The following is a 17,213-nucleotide window of genomic DNA, read 5'->3' as shown; positions in this document are numbered from 1 at the left end:
TAATGAAAAAAAGGATTATAAGCATTACTATATTGTCGATTTTGTCCATGTTGAATAATTCAATCTATGGCATAAATCGGATAACTCGTGTTATACAAGATGAATATTTGAACGCTGCCTTTTTCGGTACTCCATGTTACTGGTCTGATGACGACTCGCCATTGGGCTGCGAACTTGTTTCCGGAACGTCCCTTTTAGGTGAAGACCCGGTCGGAAATTTGGGAATTCGCTGGTCGATGCCTCGTGATATCCAGCGTCTGGAGATCGTGTGCCATACGCCGCCTTTAAAGAAAATGGTCGATAGCCTTAGAGTGGAATATTGGCACGATACCTGGCCTGATCGTCCTCCGCAAATGCCTTCTTATGAAGATGAGGAGGATGATTTGTGGCGTGGCAAGTGGGTGCAAGCCGATATTCGGACCCTTGTCAATGGTAATCGTGTCGTTTGCACGTTCCTGCCGCTTCGTATCGGGGAGCTCCCTACGGCGGACCGGCTGCCCGGAGAGATACTCTATCGTCGAACACTCAAAATACGGGTGAAATTTCCGTCGGAATATCGAAGTGTGATTGACAGCGTGGAAGCATATACGATGGCTGCGCTCCGAAAAGAACGTTTCCGGATAGAGTTTCTGCAAGATGGCGAGGCCATGGGCAGTGTCTCGGCATTTAACGGATTCATACATCATGTTTCGGGTTGGAATTGGGCAAAGGGAGACCGTAAATCAGGAAAGGCCGGATGGCAGCTCGACGACGGTAAGCGTAAAGGTGTGGTTATCGAGGCCTCAACTGCCCGGTGTCTATTGTCTGGATCGAATGAAGAGACTATACTGACTGTACGGACGAATCGGGGAACGTTCTCTTTCGCCACGGACGATGTCGCTGACGGACCTATGTATCTTCCCGATTTCGGGGCCTGCATTACTTCAGCAAATGACTCTGTATCCTTTTTACCGTCAGTCATTCATGGTTCGGGAATACGATCGCAAATTATGTCCGAAGCCGAACATTCTTACGATAGGGCCCGCCACGAGATTCCGGTTAAGGATCCTACCTATGATCAATCGGGCAATCGTATTTATCTTCCGTTGGCATGTGATGCGAACTGGCAGAAATTTGCTGTTGAATGGGGTGGAAATTTGATTATTGATAAAGGCCGGACAAATCTGCGGGGTAAAGCGCTCTCGCTTTGTAATTGGAAAGGTCATGCGCTTACATGGAGTTTCGGCACAGGGGAGGAGCCTTGTTATCTTCGTAATAAAGATAATTGTCGCATGTCCGTCTTGAATGATTGCCTGCCTGTCGTTTCAGCGCAATGGCGGCACGAGGGACTGCTTTTCGAGGAGGAGACTTTCGTTACTTTCGCCGACGGGGTTTCTTTTTCTCCGATTGATACGGCGCGTAATGAATTTACACCGGCCGTTTTAATGGTGAAGTTGCGGGTTTCCAATCCTTCGTTGCAGGCCCGTCAGGCCCATCTCCGGCTGCAAGGGAATAGCGCATTGACGGAAGTCGCACTTGAGGATGGTTCCGTATACGATCTGGTTGGCGGGCAAAAATTTCTGCGGGCTCAGGTTTCGCATGTGAAAAATGATGCTATTCAGACTGCTGTGTTCAATGATGATGCCGGTCACGGAATTGGCTGTCGCTTCTTCTTGGATGCGAATTCATCGGAAACTTTTTATTTTAGATTCCCATTTATCGGAAATCTTACTCCGGTTGATGCCCGGCGTCTGGCTCTGTTGGATTATGCGGCAGAACGGGATCGGGTTATCGAGTATTGGCGTGGCGTTATCTCCGCAAACACCGTTTTCAATGTTCCCGAGCCGACTTTCAATGCATTGGCCAAGTCGACCGTCGCCCATATCCGGATGAGTATTACCAAAGAACCGGAGAGCGGGCTGTATCTGGCTCCTGCCGCTACATTCAGTTATCCGGTTTATGCGAACGAATCCATTTTTCAGACCCATCTGTTGGACCGGTTGGGAGACGTCGAGACGGTCAGAAATTGCCTTGAAACGTTTTTACAGTTACAGGGAAGTTGTAAATTGCCTGGAGCTTATACCGGAGACCAAAAAAGTGTTTTTCATGGTGTCCGCATTTCCGAGGATATTGATTATACGGCGTTAGGCTATAATATGAATCATGGCGTTGTCCTTTGGGGCATGGCCCATCACTATCTGCATTCACGGGACAAGGTGTGGCTTGAACGGGTTGCGCCTCAACTGATGCGCGCCGCCGATTGGATTATCGAGCAGCGCAATCAGACCAAACTTTTCGACCGTAACGGAGAACCGGTTTTGCATTACGGGTTGTTGCCTGCCGGTATGCTGGAGGATTGCTACGAATGGCGTTATTGGTATGCGACCAATGCTTATGCCTATCTGGGCATGAAATCCATGGCCGAGGCCTTTGCCGAAGCGAAGATGCCACAAGCTGAATATTACAGAGTGGCCTCTGAGGCATACCGTACAGATATTCTTCACAGTTTGCAGCGCGCTATGGAACAGGCTCCTGTTGTACGGCTGCGTAATAATACCTGTATCCCTTATGTCCCGGTGCATCCTTATCAGCGGTTTCGTTACTTCGGAGCGAAAAAATCGGAGTATTACGACCGTTATGGGATGAATATCCGCCCTACGCTTCGTTTGTCGGCTACGCGTGAGGTCCTTTATGGGCCGGTCACTTTGTTGAAAACGGGACTTATAGATCCATATTCCAAAATGGCCGAGTGGATTTTGAACGATTGGGAAGATAATCTGACGCTCTCTTCTTCGATGGGACTCAACACACACGGATGGGTGGACGATGAATTTTGGTTTAGCCGAGGCGGAATGGTTTTTCAGGCGGGTTTGCAGAATCCGATCAGTGTTTATCTCGATCGCCATGAAACCCAAGCTGCGATACGCAGTCTCTACAATAATTTTACAGCCTTGTATTATCCGGATGTCGTCATGTTGTCGGAGGAATATCGGATGTGGGAACATGCCAGCGGCCCGTTTTACAAAACTCCGGATGAAGCACGCATGGTCAGCCAGATTCTCGATATGTTAATTGACGAACAGGGTGATGAAGTCTGGTTGGCGAATGGAGTTCCACAACGATGGTTGGAGGTGGGGCAGCGAGTCGAACTTTTCGGAGTACAAACCCGTTTCGGATTATTTAGCTATGTTCTCAAACCGGGTGCTGACGCCAATACGATAGAGGCGGAAGTTATGCTTCCGGATTGTTTGCCTGACGTACGGCTTTTTGTACACGCTCCGTTTGGAAAGCCGATTCGGGAAGTGACGATTAATGATCGACTGTGGACAAAGTGGGATGCAGAGCGTCAGGCGATCGTTCTTCCGAAAAATGAACGAAAACAGCGAATTATTGTACGTTACTGATAATTGATTAGTTTTTTCAACAAGCACTGAATGATAAACCATAGAACCATGACACTTAGAAAACTCTTTTGTATGTTTGGCTGCATGCTGACTATTTCCGCATGCGGCGGGGAGTCGCAGGGCCCGAATCCGACCGGAGGTAACCAAGGCGGCAACGAAGGCGGCGGAGAGGATGCCGGCCCGGCCTATTACATCAGCAGCTCGCTCGGTTCGGACTCGAATCCGGGAACTTCTCCTGATGCCCCCTGGAAAACGCTGGACCGGATCAATCGGGGAACGTTCGAACCGGGCGACCGCATCCTGCTCCGATCGGGCGATACATGGAACGGGGTGACGGTGATTAATTCCAAGTTTAAGGGAACGGCCGAAAAACCGATCGTCATCTCTTCATACGGCAGTGGTGCGAAGCCGCGCCTGACGGCCCCGACGGCGCCTGCCGGGAGCAGCATTCTGACGATTAACAATTCGGATTATCTCGAGGTCGAGAACTTGGAGATCTCCAACGGTACGGGATACGGCGTTGTTATGGGTATCAACGATGGCGGGACACACGGCAATATCGTGATGAGGAACATCCATACGGCAGATATGCCTTATGTCGGCATCTTTTTCAATGCGGAACACAACCGCAATGTCGAGATCGTCTCCTGCACTTCGGAACGCACCATGCATTTGTTTGCCGTTTCGGGCGGTACGAATATCAATGTGACCGACTGCGAGGCGGAGTATTGCCATTACGGAGGTTATTCGATCATCGGGGTGAAGGGCGGTACCATGAAGAACTGCAAGTCGTTTTACGGCGGGCAGCAGGCGGCTCCGCAGGGGACTTGCGGCCTCTTCCTCGGTATCGTCGACGGCTACGAGGTCGTCGATTCGGAATTCGCCTTTCAGCAGCGTCTCGGCACGGACCCCGATGGGGAGGCTATCGACTTCGAGCGGAATAACCGCAATGTCGTTATCCGGAATTGTTATATGCACGACAATGCCGGATGTGCCATTATGTTTTTCGAGAGCGGGGGTGGTTCGGAGCAGGCGAACGATCATTGTACGATCGAGAATTGCCGTTTCGAGAACAACCATCGCAATGCCTATTCGCCCCGCGGATTTGAGATCCATTTCACCCATCTCGATGATAATAACTACGGTATCATCCGCAACAATACGTTTTCTCTTCCCGAGGGCGTGATGTTTGTCTCCACGGCCGATCCCTCGGTGACCATCGAGGGCAACAAGTTGGCCGACGGGAGGCTGCTCGTTATTGCTCCCGCCTACACAGGCACACCTGCACTGGCGAACGGGGGATTCGAATCACCCGCCCTCGAATATGGAAAATACGAGCATCGTCCCATGGGCGGCGTGTGGACTTTCCGCGGAAATTCGGGTGTTGCGCGCTATGGGAGCGACTTCAACCCTCCTCCGGCCCCGGAAGGTTCGCAGGTGCTTTTCCTGCAAGGGGCGAGTGATGTGACGCAGTGGGTTTCGTTGGCTGCCGGGACCTATAGAATGACCTGCAAGGCCTCTTATCGAGAGAGTTCGGGCTTGGGGCAGAGTATGGCATTCTATGTCGACGGCAAACAGGTAAGCGATGTGTTCTCACCGGCCGATGCCACGGCTTATGAGGTCTGTGAAAGCGCTCCTTTCGTCGTCGAGGAGGGGATTCGGATGATAGAGATACGGAGTTTCAGCAAAGAAGACAAGACGGCTTTCGTGGATGCCGTCACACTCGTTCCGGTTCAATGATATGAATATGGTTAAGATGATGAAGAGATTGAAGCGAACCGTACTGTTGGGATTATGTACGGGTATGGTCGGATGTTCGCATCCGGGGATGGACAGCGGTGATCGTGAGATGGACCGGTTTGTCGATAAGTTGCTCTCCGAGATGACTCTGGAAGAGAAAATAGGGCAGTTGAATCTGGTCCCGGTGGACGGGTCCGCCATGACCGGACCGGTGACGGAATCGGCTACGGGTGACCGCATTTCCAAAGGGGAGATCGGGGCGTTGCTGAACGTGATGTCGCCGGCGAAGATGCTTGAACTTCAGCAGGCTGCAGTGACGGAGAGCCGTTTGGGAATTCCGTTGCTGTTCGGTATGGATGTGATACATGGTTATAACACCGTTTTCCCGATACCGTTGGGCATGTCTGCCACCTGGAATCCGGAGACGATCGAGCGGTCGGCCCGGATATCGGCAGTCGAGGCGAGTGCCCAGGGTGTGAGCTGGACTTTCAGCCCGATGGTCGATATCTCGTTCGATGCGCGCTGGGGACGTGTCGCCGAGGGCTCCGGCGAGGACCCTTATCTGGCTTCGCTGATCGCCGAGGCTTATGTGAAGGGGTATCAGGGCGACCTTTCCCGTAACGATCAGATACTGGCCTGCGTCAAACATTTCGCGCTGTACGGAGCTCCGGAAGGAGGCCGGGATTATAATTCGGTGGATATGAGCCGTCAGCGTATGTATACGGATTATTTTCTGCCCTACAAAAGCGCTGTCGACGCCGGTGCCGGCAGCGTGATGGCGGCATTTAACGAGGTGGAAGGTGTTCCTGCCGCAGCGAACGAGTGGTTGTTGAACGATGTCCTGCGCCGGGACTGGGGATTCGACGGATTCGTCGTTTCGGATTGGGATGCCGTGCGGGAGATGACCGTGCACGGTATCGGGGATTTGCAGAAGGTTTCGGCTCGCGGTCTTAAGGCCGGGTTGGACATGGATATGGCCAGTCAGGGGCTATGGGGCACGCTGAAAGCCTCGCTTGATGCGGGCAAGGTCCGAATGGAGGATATTGACCGGGCGTGTCGCAGGATACTGCGGGCAAAATATAAGTTGGGGCTTTTTAGCGATCCTTACAAATACAACGATACGATGCGAATCCGGTCGGATGTGTTCACTCCGGAACACCGGGCTGAAGCGCGCCGGATGGCGGCTGAAAGCTTCGTGCTGCTGAAGAACAAGAATCAGTTGCTGCCGCTTGCGCCCGGGGGAACCGTAGCCGTTATTGGCCCGCTGGCCGATAATAAGCCGAATATGTTGGGGACTTGGACAATGGGTGCAGACTTATATTCGGCTGTTTCCGTGATGGAGGGGCTGCGTACCGTAGTCGGCGACCGGGTCAAACTGCTTTATGCTAAAGGTAGCAACCTGACCTATGACAAAGAGATGGAAGACCGGGTTACGCAGAATTGGGGTACCCCTTATAAACATTTCGACCGCGATGACCGGACGGTCGAACAGTTGGAGGCTGAGGCTCTTGCCGTTGCCCGGAAGGCCGATGTGATCGTGGCGGTTATGGGCGAGGCCGCTGAGTTGGCGGGCGAGGGGGCTTCACGTGCTTACCTCGATATTCCCGACGCCCAGAAGGAACTGCTGAAAAAGCTGAAACGGACCGGAAAACCGGTCGTACTGGTCCTCTTCGCAGGGCGTCCGATGACCCTCGTGTGGGAGGATGCGAATCTGGATGCGATCCTGAATGTCTGGTTCCCGGGAACCGAGGCCGGATTGGCCGTGGCCGATGTGTTGTTTGGCAATGCGGAGCCCGGCGGGCGGTTGACGATGACCTTTCCTCGCACGGTCGGGCAGGCTCCCCTGCGGTACAGCTATAAGTCGACAGGCCGTCCGGCTGATGAGGCCGGGACGATCCGCGCCTATGTTACCGGTTATATCGACGAGACGGTGTTGCCGCTCTATCCGTTCGGATACGGGCTGAGCTATACCGATTTCCGATACGGAGATCTGGAGCTGGACCGGACGCAGATGGCGCCGGGAGAGTGCGTCACGGCAAGTATCCGGGTGACCAATACGGGCAAACGTCCGGGCAGTGAGGTTGTACAGCTCTACCTGCGTGACCGGATGGCTTCGGTTACGCGGCCGGTCATGGAACTGAAGGGGTTCCGGAAAATACGGTTGGAGCCCGGGGAGACGAAGCAGGTCGATTTCTCGATCGATACGGAAATGCTGAAGTTCTACACGCCCGATTTGCGCTATATCTATGAGCCGGGCGAGTTCGAGGTAATGGTTGGACCAAATAGTGGTCAACTGAGTAAATCCGTGTTTAACGCATTGTAAGATCATAAAATAGACATGGCCGTGAGAATCCGCTTTTTTGTCTGCCTGCTTGCGGTTTTGCCGTTGCAAAACCTCGGAGCGTCGGCCGGGGAGCGCCCCGATGCCCGTTGGATCACCTCGTCGGAGAGCGGTGTGGACCTTCCGAACAGTTGGATTGCATTCCGGCGCGATGTGGAACTGAAAGCCCTGCCGGCAATCGCACCGGTGTGCATTGCGGCCGATACGAAATACTGGTTGTGGATCAACGGCGAGTGCGTTGTTTTCGAAGGTGGCCTGAAACGGGGCCCGACCCCCGGTGATATGTATTACGACCGGGTGGACGTCGCCCCTTTCCTGCGCAAGGGGACGAACCGGATCGCTGTCCTGCTGTGGCATTTCGGGAAGGACGGTTTTTCCCACAAGGACAGCGGCCGGGCCGGGTTGTTGTTTTCGGTGGTCGGGAAACATTTTTCCCTGCAAAGCGACTCCCTGTGGCTCTGCCGTGTCCATCCGGCTTTCGGGAATACGGGTGAGCCCCATCCGAATTTCAGGCTGGCCGAGTCGAATATCCGTTTCGATGCGCGTCGGGATATCGGAGCGTGGCAGACGGCTGATCAGTCCGATCTCGACGGATTTCGGAATGCCCGGGAGATCGGCCGGTGGGGCGATGCCCCCTGGGGCAGATTGGTCGAACGTCCGATTCCGCAATGGAAGGATTTCGGGGTGCGGGAGGCCCGTTTCGAACGGTTTTCCGCCGGGGAGGCGGACAGCGTGGTCGTGCGGTTGCCTTACAATATGCAGATGACCCCGGTGATTACGGTCGATGACCCGCAGGGCGGAAGCGTGGTCGGCATTTCGACCGATCATACCTTTGCAGGAGGCACATCCAACGTCCGGGCGGAGTATGTCACCCGGCAGGGGCTTCAGATCTACGAGTCGTTCGGTTGGATGAATGGCCAGGAATTGCGGCTGACCCTGCCGAAGCATGTGGCGCTGACGCGAGTCGCTTATCGGGAAACCGGCTATGATACCGAGTTGCAGGGCCGCTTCCACTGTGACGACGATTTCTACAACCGGTTTTGGCAAAAGGCCCTGCGCACGCTCTACGTCAATATGCGCGACAACTATTTCGATTGTCCTGATCGGGAACGTGCTCAATGGTGGGGTGATGTCGTCGTGCTGATGGGCGAGAGTTTTTATACTTGTTCGACTTCGACGCATGCCCTGATGCGCAAGGCGATTCTGGAACTGGCAGGGTGGCAGAAACCGGATGGCGGGCTTTTTTCTCCGATCCCTGCGGGTAATTACGATTCAGAGCTTCCGGGGCAGATGCTGGCGTCCGTGGGGCGTTACGGCTTCTGGAATTATTATATGAACACGGGGGATCTGGAGACGGTCCGGCGGGTTTATCCGGCCGTGAAACGCTATCTTTCGCTCTGGAAGACGGACGATACGGGGCTGACGGCTTTCCGGCAAGGGGGCTGGACCTGGGGCGACTGGGGCGATAACCGCGATATCCGGCTGATTTTCGCCGGGTGGCATTACTTGGCTCTGGAGAGTGCGGCTGATATGGCGCTTGCGTTGGGGCGGCCGGACGATGCCGCGGACTACCGTGTGCTCATGGTCCGGGTGAAACAGGGTTTCCTTCGCTGTTGGAACGGGCATGCTTTTCGACATCCCGGGTATCACGGCTGTACGGACGACCGGGTTCAGGCCCTTGCCGTGCTGTCCGGCATTGCGGATGAATCCTATTACGGGAAACTCTCCGAGGTTTTCCGGACGCAGTTCCATGCCAGCCCCTATATGGAAAAATATGTCATGGAGGCGTTGTTCCGGATGGGATACGGCCGTTATGCGATGGAGCGGACCGCGCAGCGTTTTGCCGATATGGTCGATGATCCTGCCTATACGACGCTCTTCGAAGGATGGGGCATTGGCGAAAAGGGCTACGGAGGCGGTACGACGAACCATGCCTGGAGCGGTGGGGCGCTGACCGTTATCGCCGGACAGCTCTGCGGCATCCGGCCGTTGGAACCGGGCTATTCCGTATTCGGGGTGGAGCCGGACCCGGCCTCTCTTCGGAATGTTTCGATCCGGGTGCCGACCGTCAGGGGCATTATTGAAGAGGAGATGCGGATAGCGGGGAATAAGCTTGTGTTGAGCGTGACCGTGCCGAAGGGCACGACGGCCGTTGTTACGCTGCCGGAACAGGCCGAGGGTTTGCAAGTGGACGGACGGGCTCCGACTGCCGGTCAGTTACGGATTGCGGAGAAGTATGGGAAACCGGAGCGCCTTCAACTGAATTTGACATCCGGAGTCTATCGGATCGAGACTGTATTCGATCCGGAGCGAGATTGAACCTTGAAATAAACCATTGACGATATGTCCTTTTTGCGAATGTTTCCTGCCATCCTGCTGAAAACGGCTTGCTGCTGTTTCCTGCTGGGGTGTGCATGGTCTGTCCGGGCCCAGATGCGGCTCGAAGGGTACAGGCAGCCGGAGATCGATTCCCGGCTCTTTTCGGGGCGTTGGTCCGCCAGTTGGATCTCGGCGCCCGATCTGGCGGACGGCGTTTACGGTGTTTGTCATTTCCGGAAAGAGTTCCGGCTGTCGGAGTTACCCCGAAAATTCGTCGTTCATGTCTCGGCCGATAACCGGTATAAACTGTACGTCAACGGAATCCCGGTTTCGACGGGCCCTGCCTGCGGCGATGTGCTGAACTGGAATTTCGAAACGGTAGATCTCGTGCCGTATCTGACCGCCGGACGAAACGTGGTTGCCGCCGTCGTGTGGAATTTCGCCGATAAACGGCCGCTCGCCCAGATCAGTTTCGGTAAAACGGCGTTCCTCCTGCAAGGTAATACGCCGTGTGAAGAGATTGTCAATACTGATACGTCATGGGTCACTCTTCGCAATGAGGCGTATTCTCCGCACGAACGGCCCGTATTCGGTTATTATGCGGCCGGGGCCTGCGAACGGGTCGTGGCGGCGAAATATCCCTGGGGATGGGAGTCCCCGGAGTATGACGATTCGCACTGGCATCCGGCGGTAGGCCGGATCGTTGCGGCCATGAAAGGGGCGGCCGATTATCCGGGCTGGCAGCTTGTCCCGAGTCCTATCCCGCCGATGGAGACAGATACGGTCCGTATCCCTTGTGTCCGGCGGGCCGAAAAGGTTGCGCTTCCCGGGTGCTTCCCGGCGGAGTGTGCTCCCGTTACCGTTCCGGCCCATACCGAGGCCGAGCTATTGTTGGATAACCGGGTGCTGACCACCGGTTATCCGCTTCTTTGTTACAGCGGTGGCCGTGATGCGGAGATTTCGCTGGGATACGCCGAGGCGCTCTACGAAGATCCCGTGCGTGGAATAAAGGGGAACCGGGACCGGACGGAAGGCAAACAGTTTGTCGGTTATGAAGATGTGATTGTGGCCGATGGAGCTTCCGGGCGGGTGTTCTCACCGCTTTGGTGGCGGACGTGGCGTTATCTGCGCATCTGCGTCCGGACTTCGGACGAGCCGTTGAGGATCGACGACATACGGGCTGTAACTTCGATGTACCCGATGCGTCGGGAGAGCGAATTTCGGGCTGAGGAGAATCCCGTATTGCATGAGATACTCGAAACGGGTTGGCGGACGGTCCGGTTGTGCGCCCATGAGAGTTATATGGATTGCCCTTATTACGAGCAGTTGCAGTATTTCGGCGATGCGCGTATTCAGGCGATGATCACGATGTTCAATACGCGGGACGACCGGTTGGTCCGCAGCGCGTTGGAGCAGGGACGGCGTTCACTCGTCCCGGACGGTATCACCATGAGCCGCTATCCCTCGCACCTGCACCAGTTCATCCCGTCGTTTTCGCTGTGGTGGATTGCCATGGGACACGATTATTGGATGTACCGTGGCGACGAGGAGTATCTGCGGACGCTTCTGCCTGCATGGAGGAGCATTCTGTCGTGGTTTGCGCAGTATTTGCGTCCCGATCATAGTCTGCGGCGCATCCCCTATTGGTTTTTTGCCGACTGGAGCGGAACTCCTCTCGGAGAACCTCGCCGGGAAGAAGCGGGTAATTCGGCATTTCAGGATTTGCTGTATGTCTATGCGCTGCGTGCGGCATCGCAAATGGAGGCCGCATTCGGGTCGGCAGCCGTTGCGAGGGAGTATTCCGAAACGGCGGATGCTATCTCGGGCACGATTCGTCCGAAATATTGGAATGCCCGAAAAGGCATGTTCGCCGATACGTTCGGGCAATGCGATTTCTCCCAGCATGTCAATGTACTGGCGATTCTTTGTCGCATTGTGGAAGGGGAGGAGGCTTCGGCGCTGCTGCACCGGATAACAGACGATCGGACGGTGATGCCATGCAGCGTCTTTTTCCGTTACTATCTTCAACTGGCGATGAAGAGTGCCGGGAGCGGCGATATGTTGTTCGAGGGCTTACAGATCTGGCGGGACCAACTTGCATTGGGGCTGACTACCTGGGCCGAACAGCCCGAACCTTCGCGATCGGATTGCCATGCCTGGAGCGCCAGCCCGAACATCGAATTCTACCGGATCGTTCTGGGCATTGATTCCGATGCTCCGGGCTTCCGGCGGGTGAGGATCGAACCTGCGCTGGGCGATCTGAAACGGGTTTCCGGGGCTATTCCGCACCCGGCCGGGAAAATAGATGTCGATTACGAGGCGGATGGTCGCGGAGCGCTCCGTGCCCGGATCGATCTGCCTGAAGGGGTTGCCGGGACGTTCATCTGGCGGGGGAAGGAATATTCGCTGAAAGAGGGTTGGCAGGTAATAACGGTTCGGTAACGGTTTTATTGAATGGAATGAAGATAAAGGTTTGTCTGAGGTTTGCGTTCGTCGCGGCTTGGTCATTACAAGGCATCGAAAACCTGCTGATGGATTTTTATCTCCATCCGCAATTCGTCCATTCGTTGCTTGACGCTATTTGCGATTACAACATTGCTCAGGTCGATAAAGCGCTCACATTCGATATCGACGCCGTTTATTTCGGCGACGACTAGGGACAGCAGCGGGGGTTGATTATGGAATACGATATCTGGAAGGAGTTCCTTTATCCCCGTATCCGGCGGATGTATCAACATGTACGCCATGCTGGTAAATATGTAATGATCCATAGTTGCGGAGACGAGGGAGAGCTTTTTGACGACCTGATCGACTGTGGGTTGAATTGGTTCAATCCGTTCCAGCCCGAAGTGATGAACGTTGATACGATGCTCACCAAATACCGGGGACGTCTCGCTTTTCATGGGGGATTGTCCATGCAACGCACCTTGCCTTTCGGGTCTCCCGAGGATGTGCACTGGGAATCGGAACACCCTCTAGGCATCGGTGCTGAGGTGGATACATTTTTTCGCCTTCCCATTCTGTCGAAAGCGACACATCGCTCGAAAACATATCGACTTTCATCGACGTCGCTAAAAACCATGCAGGTATTCATTTCGTCTAAATATCCTAAACAACGCATTCCGTCGTCCATCCAAATCCCTGCAATCGTTGATTGCAGGGATTTTCATTAAAATATAAAGATTATTTATGGATATCAGGAAAATCAAGTTCATTCATCATTGCTTTATTATATATGGGAACAATCAAAAATTGTTGCAAATAATAGATGAATGAAAAATTCGTCTTGTTTTTAATCTAAATTTCATATACATCGATACGCTTGTCGTTAAGAGTTAGAAATATTTTATCAGAAAAGATAGATCCTTCAAATTTTTAAACTGCTATTGCAATAGCTTGTCGACTTAGTTATTTTTTCTTTGATCGAATAGGATTTGCCCATTTTGCGAATTTTCGTATATTGCAATAGGTTATTTGAAATGCGGTATTTTTATGCGATTAACTGAAAATGAACCGTTGCCTTTTCATTACCTCCGCCTATGTAAAAAAATGCAACAGCCCGATTGCTCAGACTGTTGCAAATTTTCAAAGGTAGTCCTATCAAGGGCCCTTTTTTTGTTTGCCGTGTCAGGATCGGGTCTGTTCGATCGCCTTCTGCAACAGACGTTTGTTCCGGCGGATGCGTCCGAACGAGGAGACGGAGACCCGCCGGTCCATGTTGCCGACGCTGTTGATCCACACCCGCCCTTTGTCGAATACGATGAACAACTGTTCGCCCCACGAGAAAGCCCCGGTCGGGGTATGGCCCACGAAACACTCCTCCCCGACGTAGTCGGGCACCCATTCGTGCTCTTGGCAAAGCCGCTCGATCGCCGGGTAGAGTTCCCCGGGCGGGAGCGTCGTGCGGACAGGGGTGAAGAAGAGTTTCCGGTATTGCCGCCGGATCAGCAATGCGGCGAGCAGCAGCGGAAACACACCGATCCCGAGGTCCGGCCAAAGACTGCCCTCCCGGGCGGCGGGATACTCCACGGAGAGGATGGCTGTCCAATAGAACATCGGGATGTTCACAAGGAAGAACGGGATTCCGTAGTGGGTCAGCGCCCAACTTGTAGTCAGGGGAATGCGCTTGTGACGCAGCACGAAGGCGGCGAAATCCGCCTTGCGCTCCCGGCGGAAGAGGAGCCGCAGGAACAGCATTTCGAACAGAAGCCCGGCGCCGATCGCCAGCAGGGGGCCGTAATCGTGTATCCACGCGGTGCGGATGCGGCCTATTTGCAGGGTGTGATCCAGCGGATAGGGTTTGCCTCCGAATGTGAGATTTTCGGCCCGGAGCACATATTTGCCGCCCCGTTCGGCATTGGCGAGGAATGTAAACGTGTATTGCGCCTCGCCGTTTCGGACCTGCGAACCGCTGCTGATCGGGCGGCATCGGAGCCCGGAGGCCGTGATGGTGGGCTCCTTGCTGTCGGGGCGGGCCGAGCAGGTCAGCGTGATGAAGAAATCTTCCTCCGGACCGGGCTTCTCCGGGCGCAGTTCGATCCGGCAGGCGACCTCCTGCGGATCGCCGATCGCCGGCAGGACGCGCACGACGGCAGCGGGCGTCACATACTCCCGGCCGCCCTTTTTGATGCCGGCCGCGGGGAGTTCGACCGCCCCTTCGCCGGCGAAACGTATCCGGTAGCGGAACCCTTCGCCGGAGGTGGATTTCTCCCGGCCGTTTTCGAGTGTGTAGCTGCTCCCGCGCCACGGCAGGGGGCCTTTGATGACCTCGATCCGCGCGTCGAACACCGGGGGCGATACCGAGTCGAACGGAATGGCGCTCTTGTAGTAGAGATCGTACTCCTGCCCGGCGCGGATGCCGCCGCCGAGCGTGTCCATCTCCATATAAAAAACGGCGTCGGCGGATTGCGCCGCCGCGCCGTTTATCGTGAATAGCAGTGCGAAAAGAAGCCGGAAAAGGTGGTTCATCGCATTCCCGTCCGTTTACGCCTCGCTCTTGGAGTACTCCGAGAACTCGCAGCCGAAACGCTCGACCATCATGTTGTCCATCTCGTCGGCCCGGAATGCCAGATTGACGATGTTCTGCCGGATCGTCTCCTCGGACTCCGCGGTGATGTCCGAGAGGTGGATGCGGTAGGCGATGTAGATCTGACGGCCTTCGATGCCGAGTTTGTAGGGACCGAAATCCTCGCTCAGCATGTAGTCCAGCACCGGTTCCACCTCCTTCTTGGGCAGCAGGTTGATCGGCGAGGTCGAGAAGAGGTAGTCGCCGTCGTAGACGAAGATGCGGATCTCCGAGCTGCCTTTGTGGAACAGCCACGAGTCGTAACCGTCGCGGGCCAGAATGGGGTTGATGCCCATCTGCGCGATGGCGCTCTCCACGAACTCTGCGAGCGGCGATGCGTCGTGCTCGTCGAAGACTCCTTCGGGCAGCTTGTCCCCGCACGAGGGGCAGAACTCCTCCTCCTCGGCGATCAGTTCGTCGCAACTGCCGCACTGTACCTGAAAGACCGTGCGGTCGAGCTCGCCGACCGATTCGAGCAGTTTGCGCAGATTCTCGACGCGGATGCCGAATCCCATGTTGTCGGCCTGCGTGAATTTGCTGACCGTCACGCCGACCACCTCGTTGCGTTCGTTGAGCATCGGGCCGCCCGAGTTGCCGGGGTTCACCGCGGCGTCGGTCTGGATGTAGTATTTGCCGCTGACGAGCTGCTTGGGCGACGACACCGAACCTTCGGTGACGGTGAACGGCATGCCGTAAGGGTAGCCCGCCACATAGATTTTGCCGCCGATGGCCAGCGAGTCGTCGCCCGCCAACTGCAATTCGGGCAGCGACGAGAAGTCGCCGTCGACCGCCAGCAGGGCGATGTCGAGCGCGGGATTGACCAGCACGACCCTTCCCAGATAGGGGTTGCGGTCATTGTCGTGTATGGCGACCGTGTGAAATCCTTCGACGACGTGGTAGTTGGTTACGAAGAGGTCGTAGTTCTTCAGGTAGAAGCAACTGCCCGAGCCTCCGGCGTGGGTCACTTTGAATACCAGTTGATAGATATTGTTTTGTTCCATTGTCTTGCGCTTTACTTGTCGTTACTCCTGTTTACCCATGGCCTGTTCCATCATCTTCTGCTGGAATTCGGCCGCCAGACGCATGTACTCCGCCATGTCGCCCCGCATCATCGCCTCCTGCATCTTGGCCTGCATGTCGGCGATTTGCGACTCCATCGCCGAAGCCATCTGCTGCATCTGTCCGGCGGCCCCGGCCATCGCGCCCGTCATGGCTTCGGCCAGTCCGTTCAGCGCATCGTCGTCATCCGTGTCCAGTTCGCCTTCCATGATGTTGTCCAGCGCTTCGTAAAGGATTTCCGAAGCCTCCTCCATCGGCTTGCCGGCCGAACGTTCGAGGGCCCGGGACACGACGGCGTTCAGGTCGTCCTGCACGTCGTTGTAGAAATACATCTCGTAGAACTTGTAGAGGATGCGCACGACGCTGCGCTCGTAATTCTCGGCCTGAATCGCCTCGGTGGCTTCGTTGTAGACATCCTTCATGTTCTCCTGCACGTTGTTGAGCGACGAGCGGCGTTTGGTCGAGATCAGCGTGTCGGCGAAGTAGAGGTCCTGCGCCAGCTCCTCGCGCGATGCGGCGAGCAGCTTCTCGAGGAACGCCTTGCCCTTGGCGACCAGCTCGGCCACGGGCAGCTCCTTGTCCATGTCGTCCACGGCCTTGTCCAGCTCGTTCATCAACTGTCCCTGCGGACGGGCGAAGTAGGCGATCTTGTAGAGCGCTGTGTCGAGCACGTTCCATGCATAACCGTAACGGCGTTCGGCGGCGTATTCGGCCAGCGCGTCGAGCGTCTCGCGGCAAACCTGCCGGACGGCTTCGCAGACGCGGTCGGTCTCCTCGTCCGAATAGGGCGTGATGCGGGGTTCGTAGGTGCGTCTAGCCCCGAATTTCGAACAGAACTCGTCGTCGTAGCGGTCCCCGACGTGGCAGATGTTGCGCAGCACGAAATAGAGCTTGTGCGGGTGGCTCTGTGCCATCGGGCATTCGTACTCCATCTTGAGCAGGTCGCCTTCCTTGCGGAAGCGGGGCAGCATCAGGCGGTTGATGTTCAGGTCGGCGACCTGCCGCAGCATCGCTACGCGGCCCTTCTCGGGAATCTCCAGAAAATCGACGCTGATATGCATCTGCCCGCCGGCGATCCGGATGTTGACCAGTATCGAGCCGTGGGGGATGCTGAACTCCGTGCCGTCGGCGTTGCCGTATTTGGCCCGGAACTCCGGATTCAGGTGGTCGAGGAGCAGGTGGAAAGCCTCGAGGTGCTTGCCCTCGCCGTAGCGCTCCACACTCTGCTCGAGGAGCTCCGTGTTGACCTTGCTCTGGGTCGAGCCGAGGACGGGAGCTACGAAAATCGGTGTCTGTTTCATGGGTC

General features: G+C 55.6%; 9 protein-coding genes. 5 read left to right on the top strand and 4 right to left on the bottom strand.

What is annotated here, in order from left to right; translation table 11 throughout:
* The first annotated feature begins 2 nt into the window (after positions 1-2).
* The 5 genes from BN5935_RS15095 (at position 3) to BN5935_RS04005 (ending at position 12,225) form a co-directional block, all read left to right on the top strand.
* Positions 3-3,383 carry a hypothetical protein gene (locus BN5935_RS15095; protein ID WP_147625769.1) on the top strand — a complete coding sequence of 1,127 codons (3,381 nt, stop codon included), beginning with the start codon at positions 3-5 and terminating at the stop codon, positions 3,381-3,383.
* 72 nt (positions 3,384-3,455) lie between these two features.
* Positions 3,456-5,123 (top strand): right-handed parallel beta-helix repeat-containing protein, encoded by a 1,668-nt coding sequence (locus BN5935_RS04020; protein ID WP_162272056.1) that lies wholly within the window; start codon positions 3,456-3,458, stop codon positions 5,121-5,123.
* A 64-nt stretch (positions 5,124-5,187) separates the two neighbouring features.
* Positions 5,188-7,446, top strand: coding sequence for a beta-glucosidase BglX (gene bglX, locus BN5935_RS04015; protein WP_235821134.1), 2,259 nt, complete (start codon positions 5,188-5,190; stop codon positions 7,444-7,446).
* 15 nt (positions 7,447-7,461) lie between these two features.
* Positions 7,462-9,783, top strand: coding sequence for an alpha-L-rhamnosidase-related protein (locus BN5935_RS04010; RefSeq protein ID WP_064974966.1), 2,322 nt, complete (start codon positions 7,462-7,464; stop codon positions 9,781-9,783).
* Positions 9,784-9,822: 39 nt separating this feature from the next.
* The gene (locus BN5935_RS04005) at positions 9,823-12,225 is read left to right on the top strand and encodes an alpha-L-rhamnosidase-related protein (RefSeq protein ID WP_064974965.1); all 2,403 of its coding nucleotides are present in this window, start codon (positions 9,823-9,825) and stop codon (positions 12,223-12,225) included.
* A 65-nt stretch (positions 12,226-12,290) separates the two neighbouring features.
* Here BN5935_RS04005 and BN5935_RS15485 read toward each other — a convergent pair whose 3' ends face one another.
* From BN5935_RS15485 to BN5935_RS03985, 4 genes are all read right to left on the bottom strand, one after another.
* A complete protein-coding gene (locus BN5935_RS15485) occupies positions 12,291-12,686 on the bottom strand; it encodes a hypothetical protein (protein WP_235821002.1) in 396 nt (131 codons plus the stop codon).
* Positions 12,687-13,410: 724 nt separating this feature from the next.
* Positions 13,411-14,751 (bottom strand): peptidase S54, encoded by a 1,341-nt coding sequence (locus BN5935_RS03995; RefSeq protein WP_064974963.1) that lies wholly within the window; start codon positions 14,749-14,751, stop codon positions 13,411-13,413.
* A 15-nt stretch (positions 14,752-14,766) separates the two neighbouring features.
* On the bottom strand, positions 14,767-15,849 hold the full coding sequence (locus BN5935_RS03990) for a serine protease (protein ID WP_064974962.1): 1,083 nt from the start codon (positions 15,847-15,849) through the stop codon (positions 14,767-14,769).
* 21 nt (positions 15,850-15,870) lie between these two features.
* Complete coding sequence (locus tag BN5935_RS03985; protein ID WP_064974961.1) at positions 15,871-17,208, bottom strand: hypothetical protein; 1,338 nt, start codon at positions 17,206-17,208, stop codon at positions 15,871-15,873.
* Positions 17,209-17,213: the final 5 nt, after the last annotated feature.

This window comes from Alistipes provencensis, from assembly GCF_900083545.1.
Taxonomy (GTDB): Bacteria; Bacteroidota; Bacteroidia; order Bacteroidales; family Rikenellaceae; genus Alistipes; species Alistipes provencensis.
This window is presented reverse-complemented; position numbering and strand designations above follow the sequence as displayed.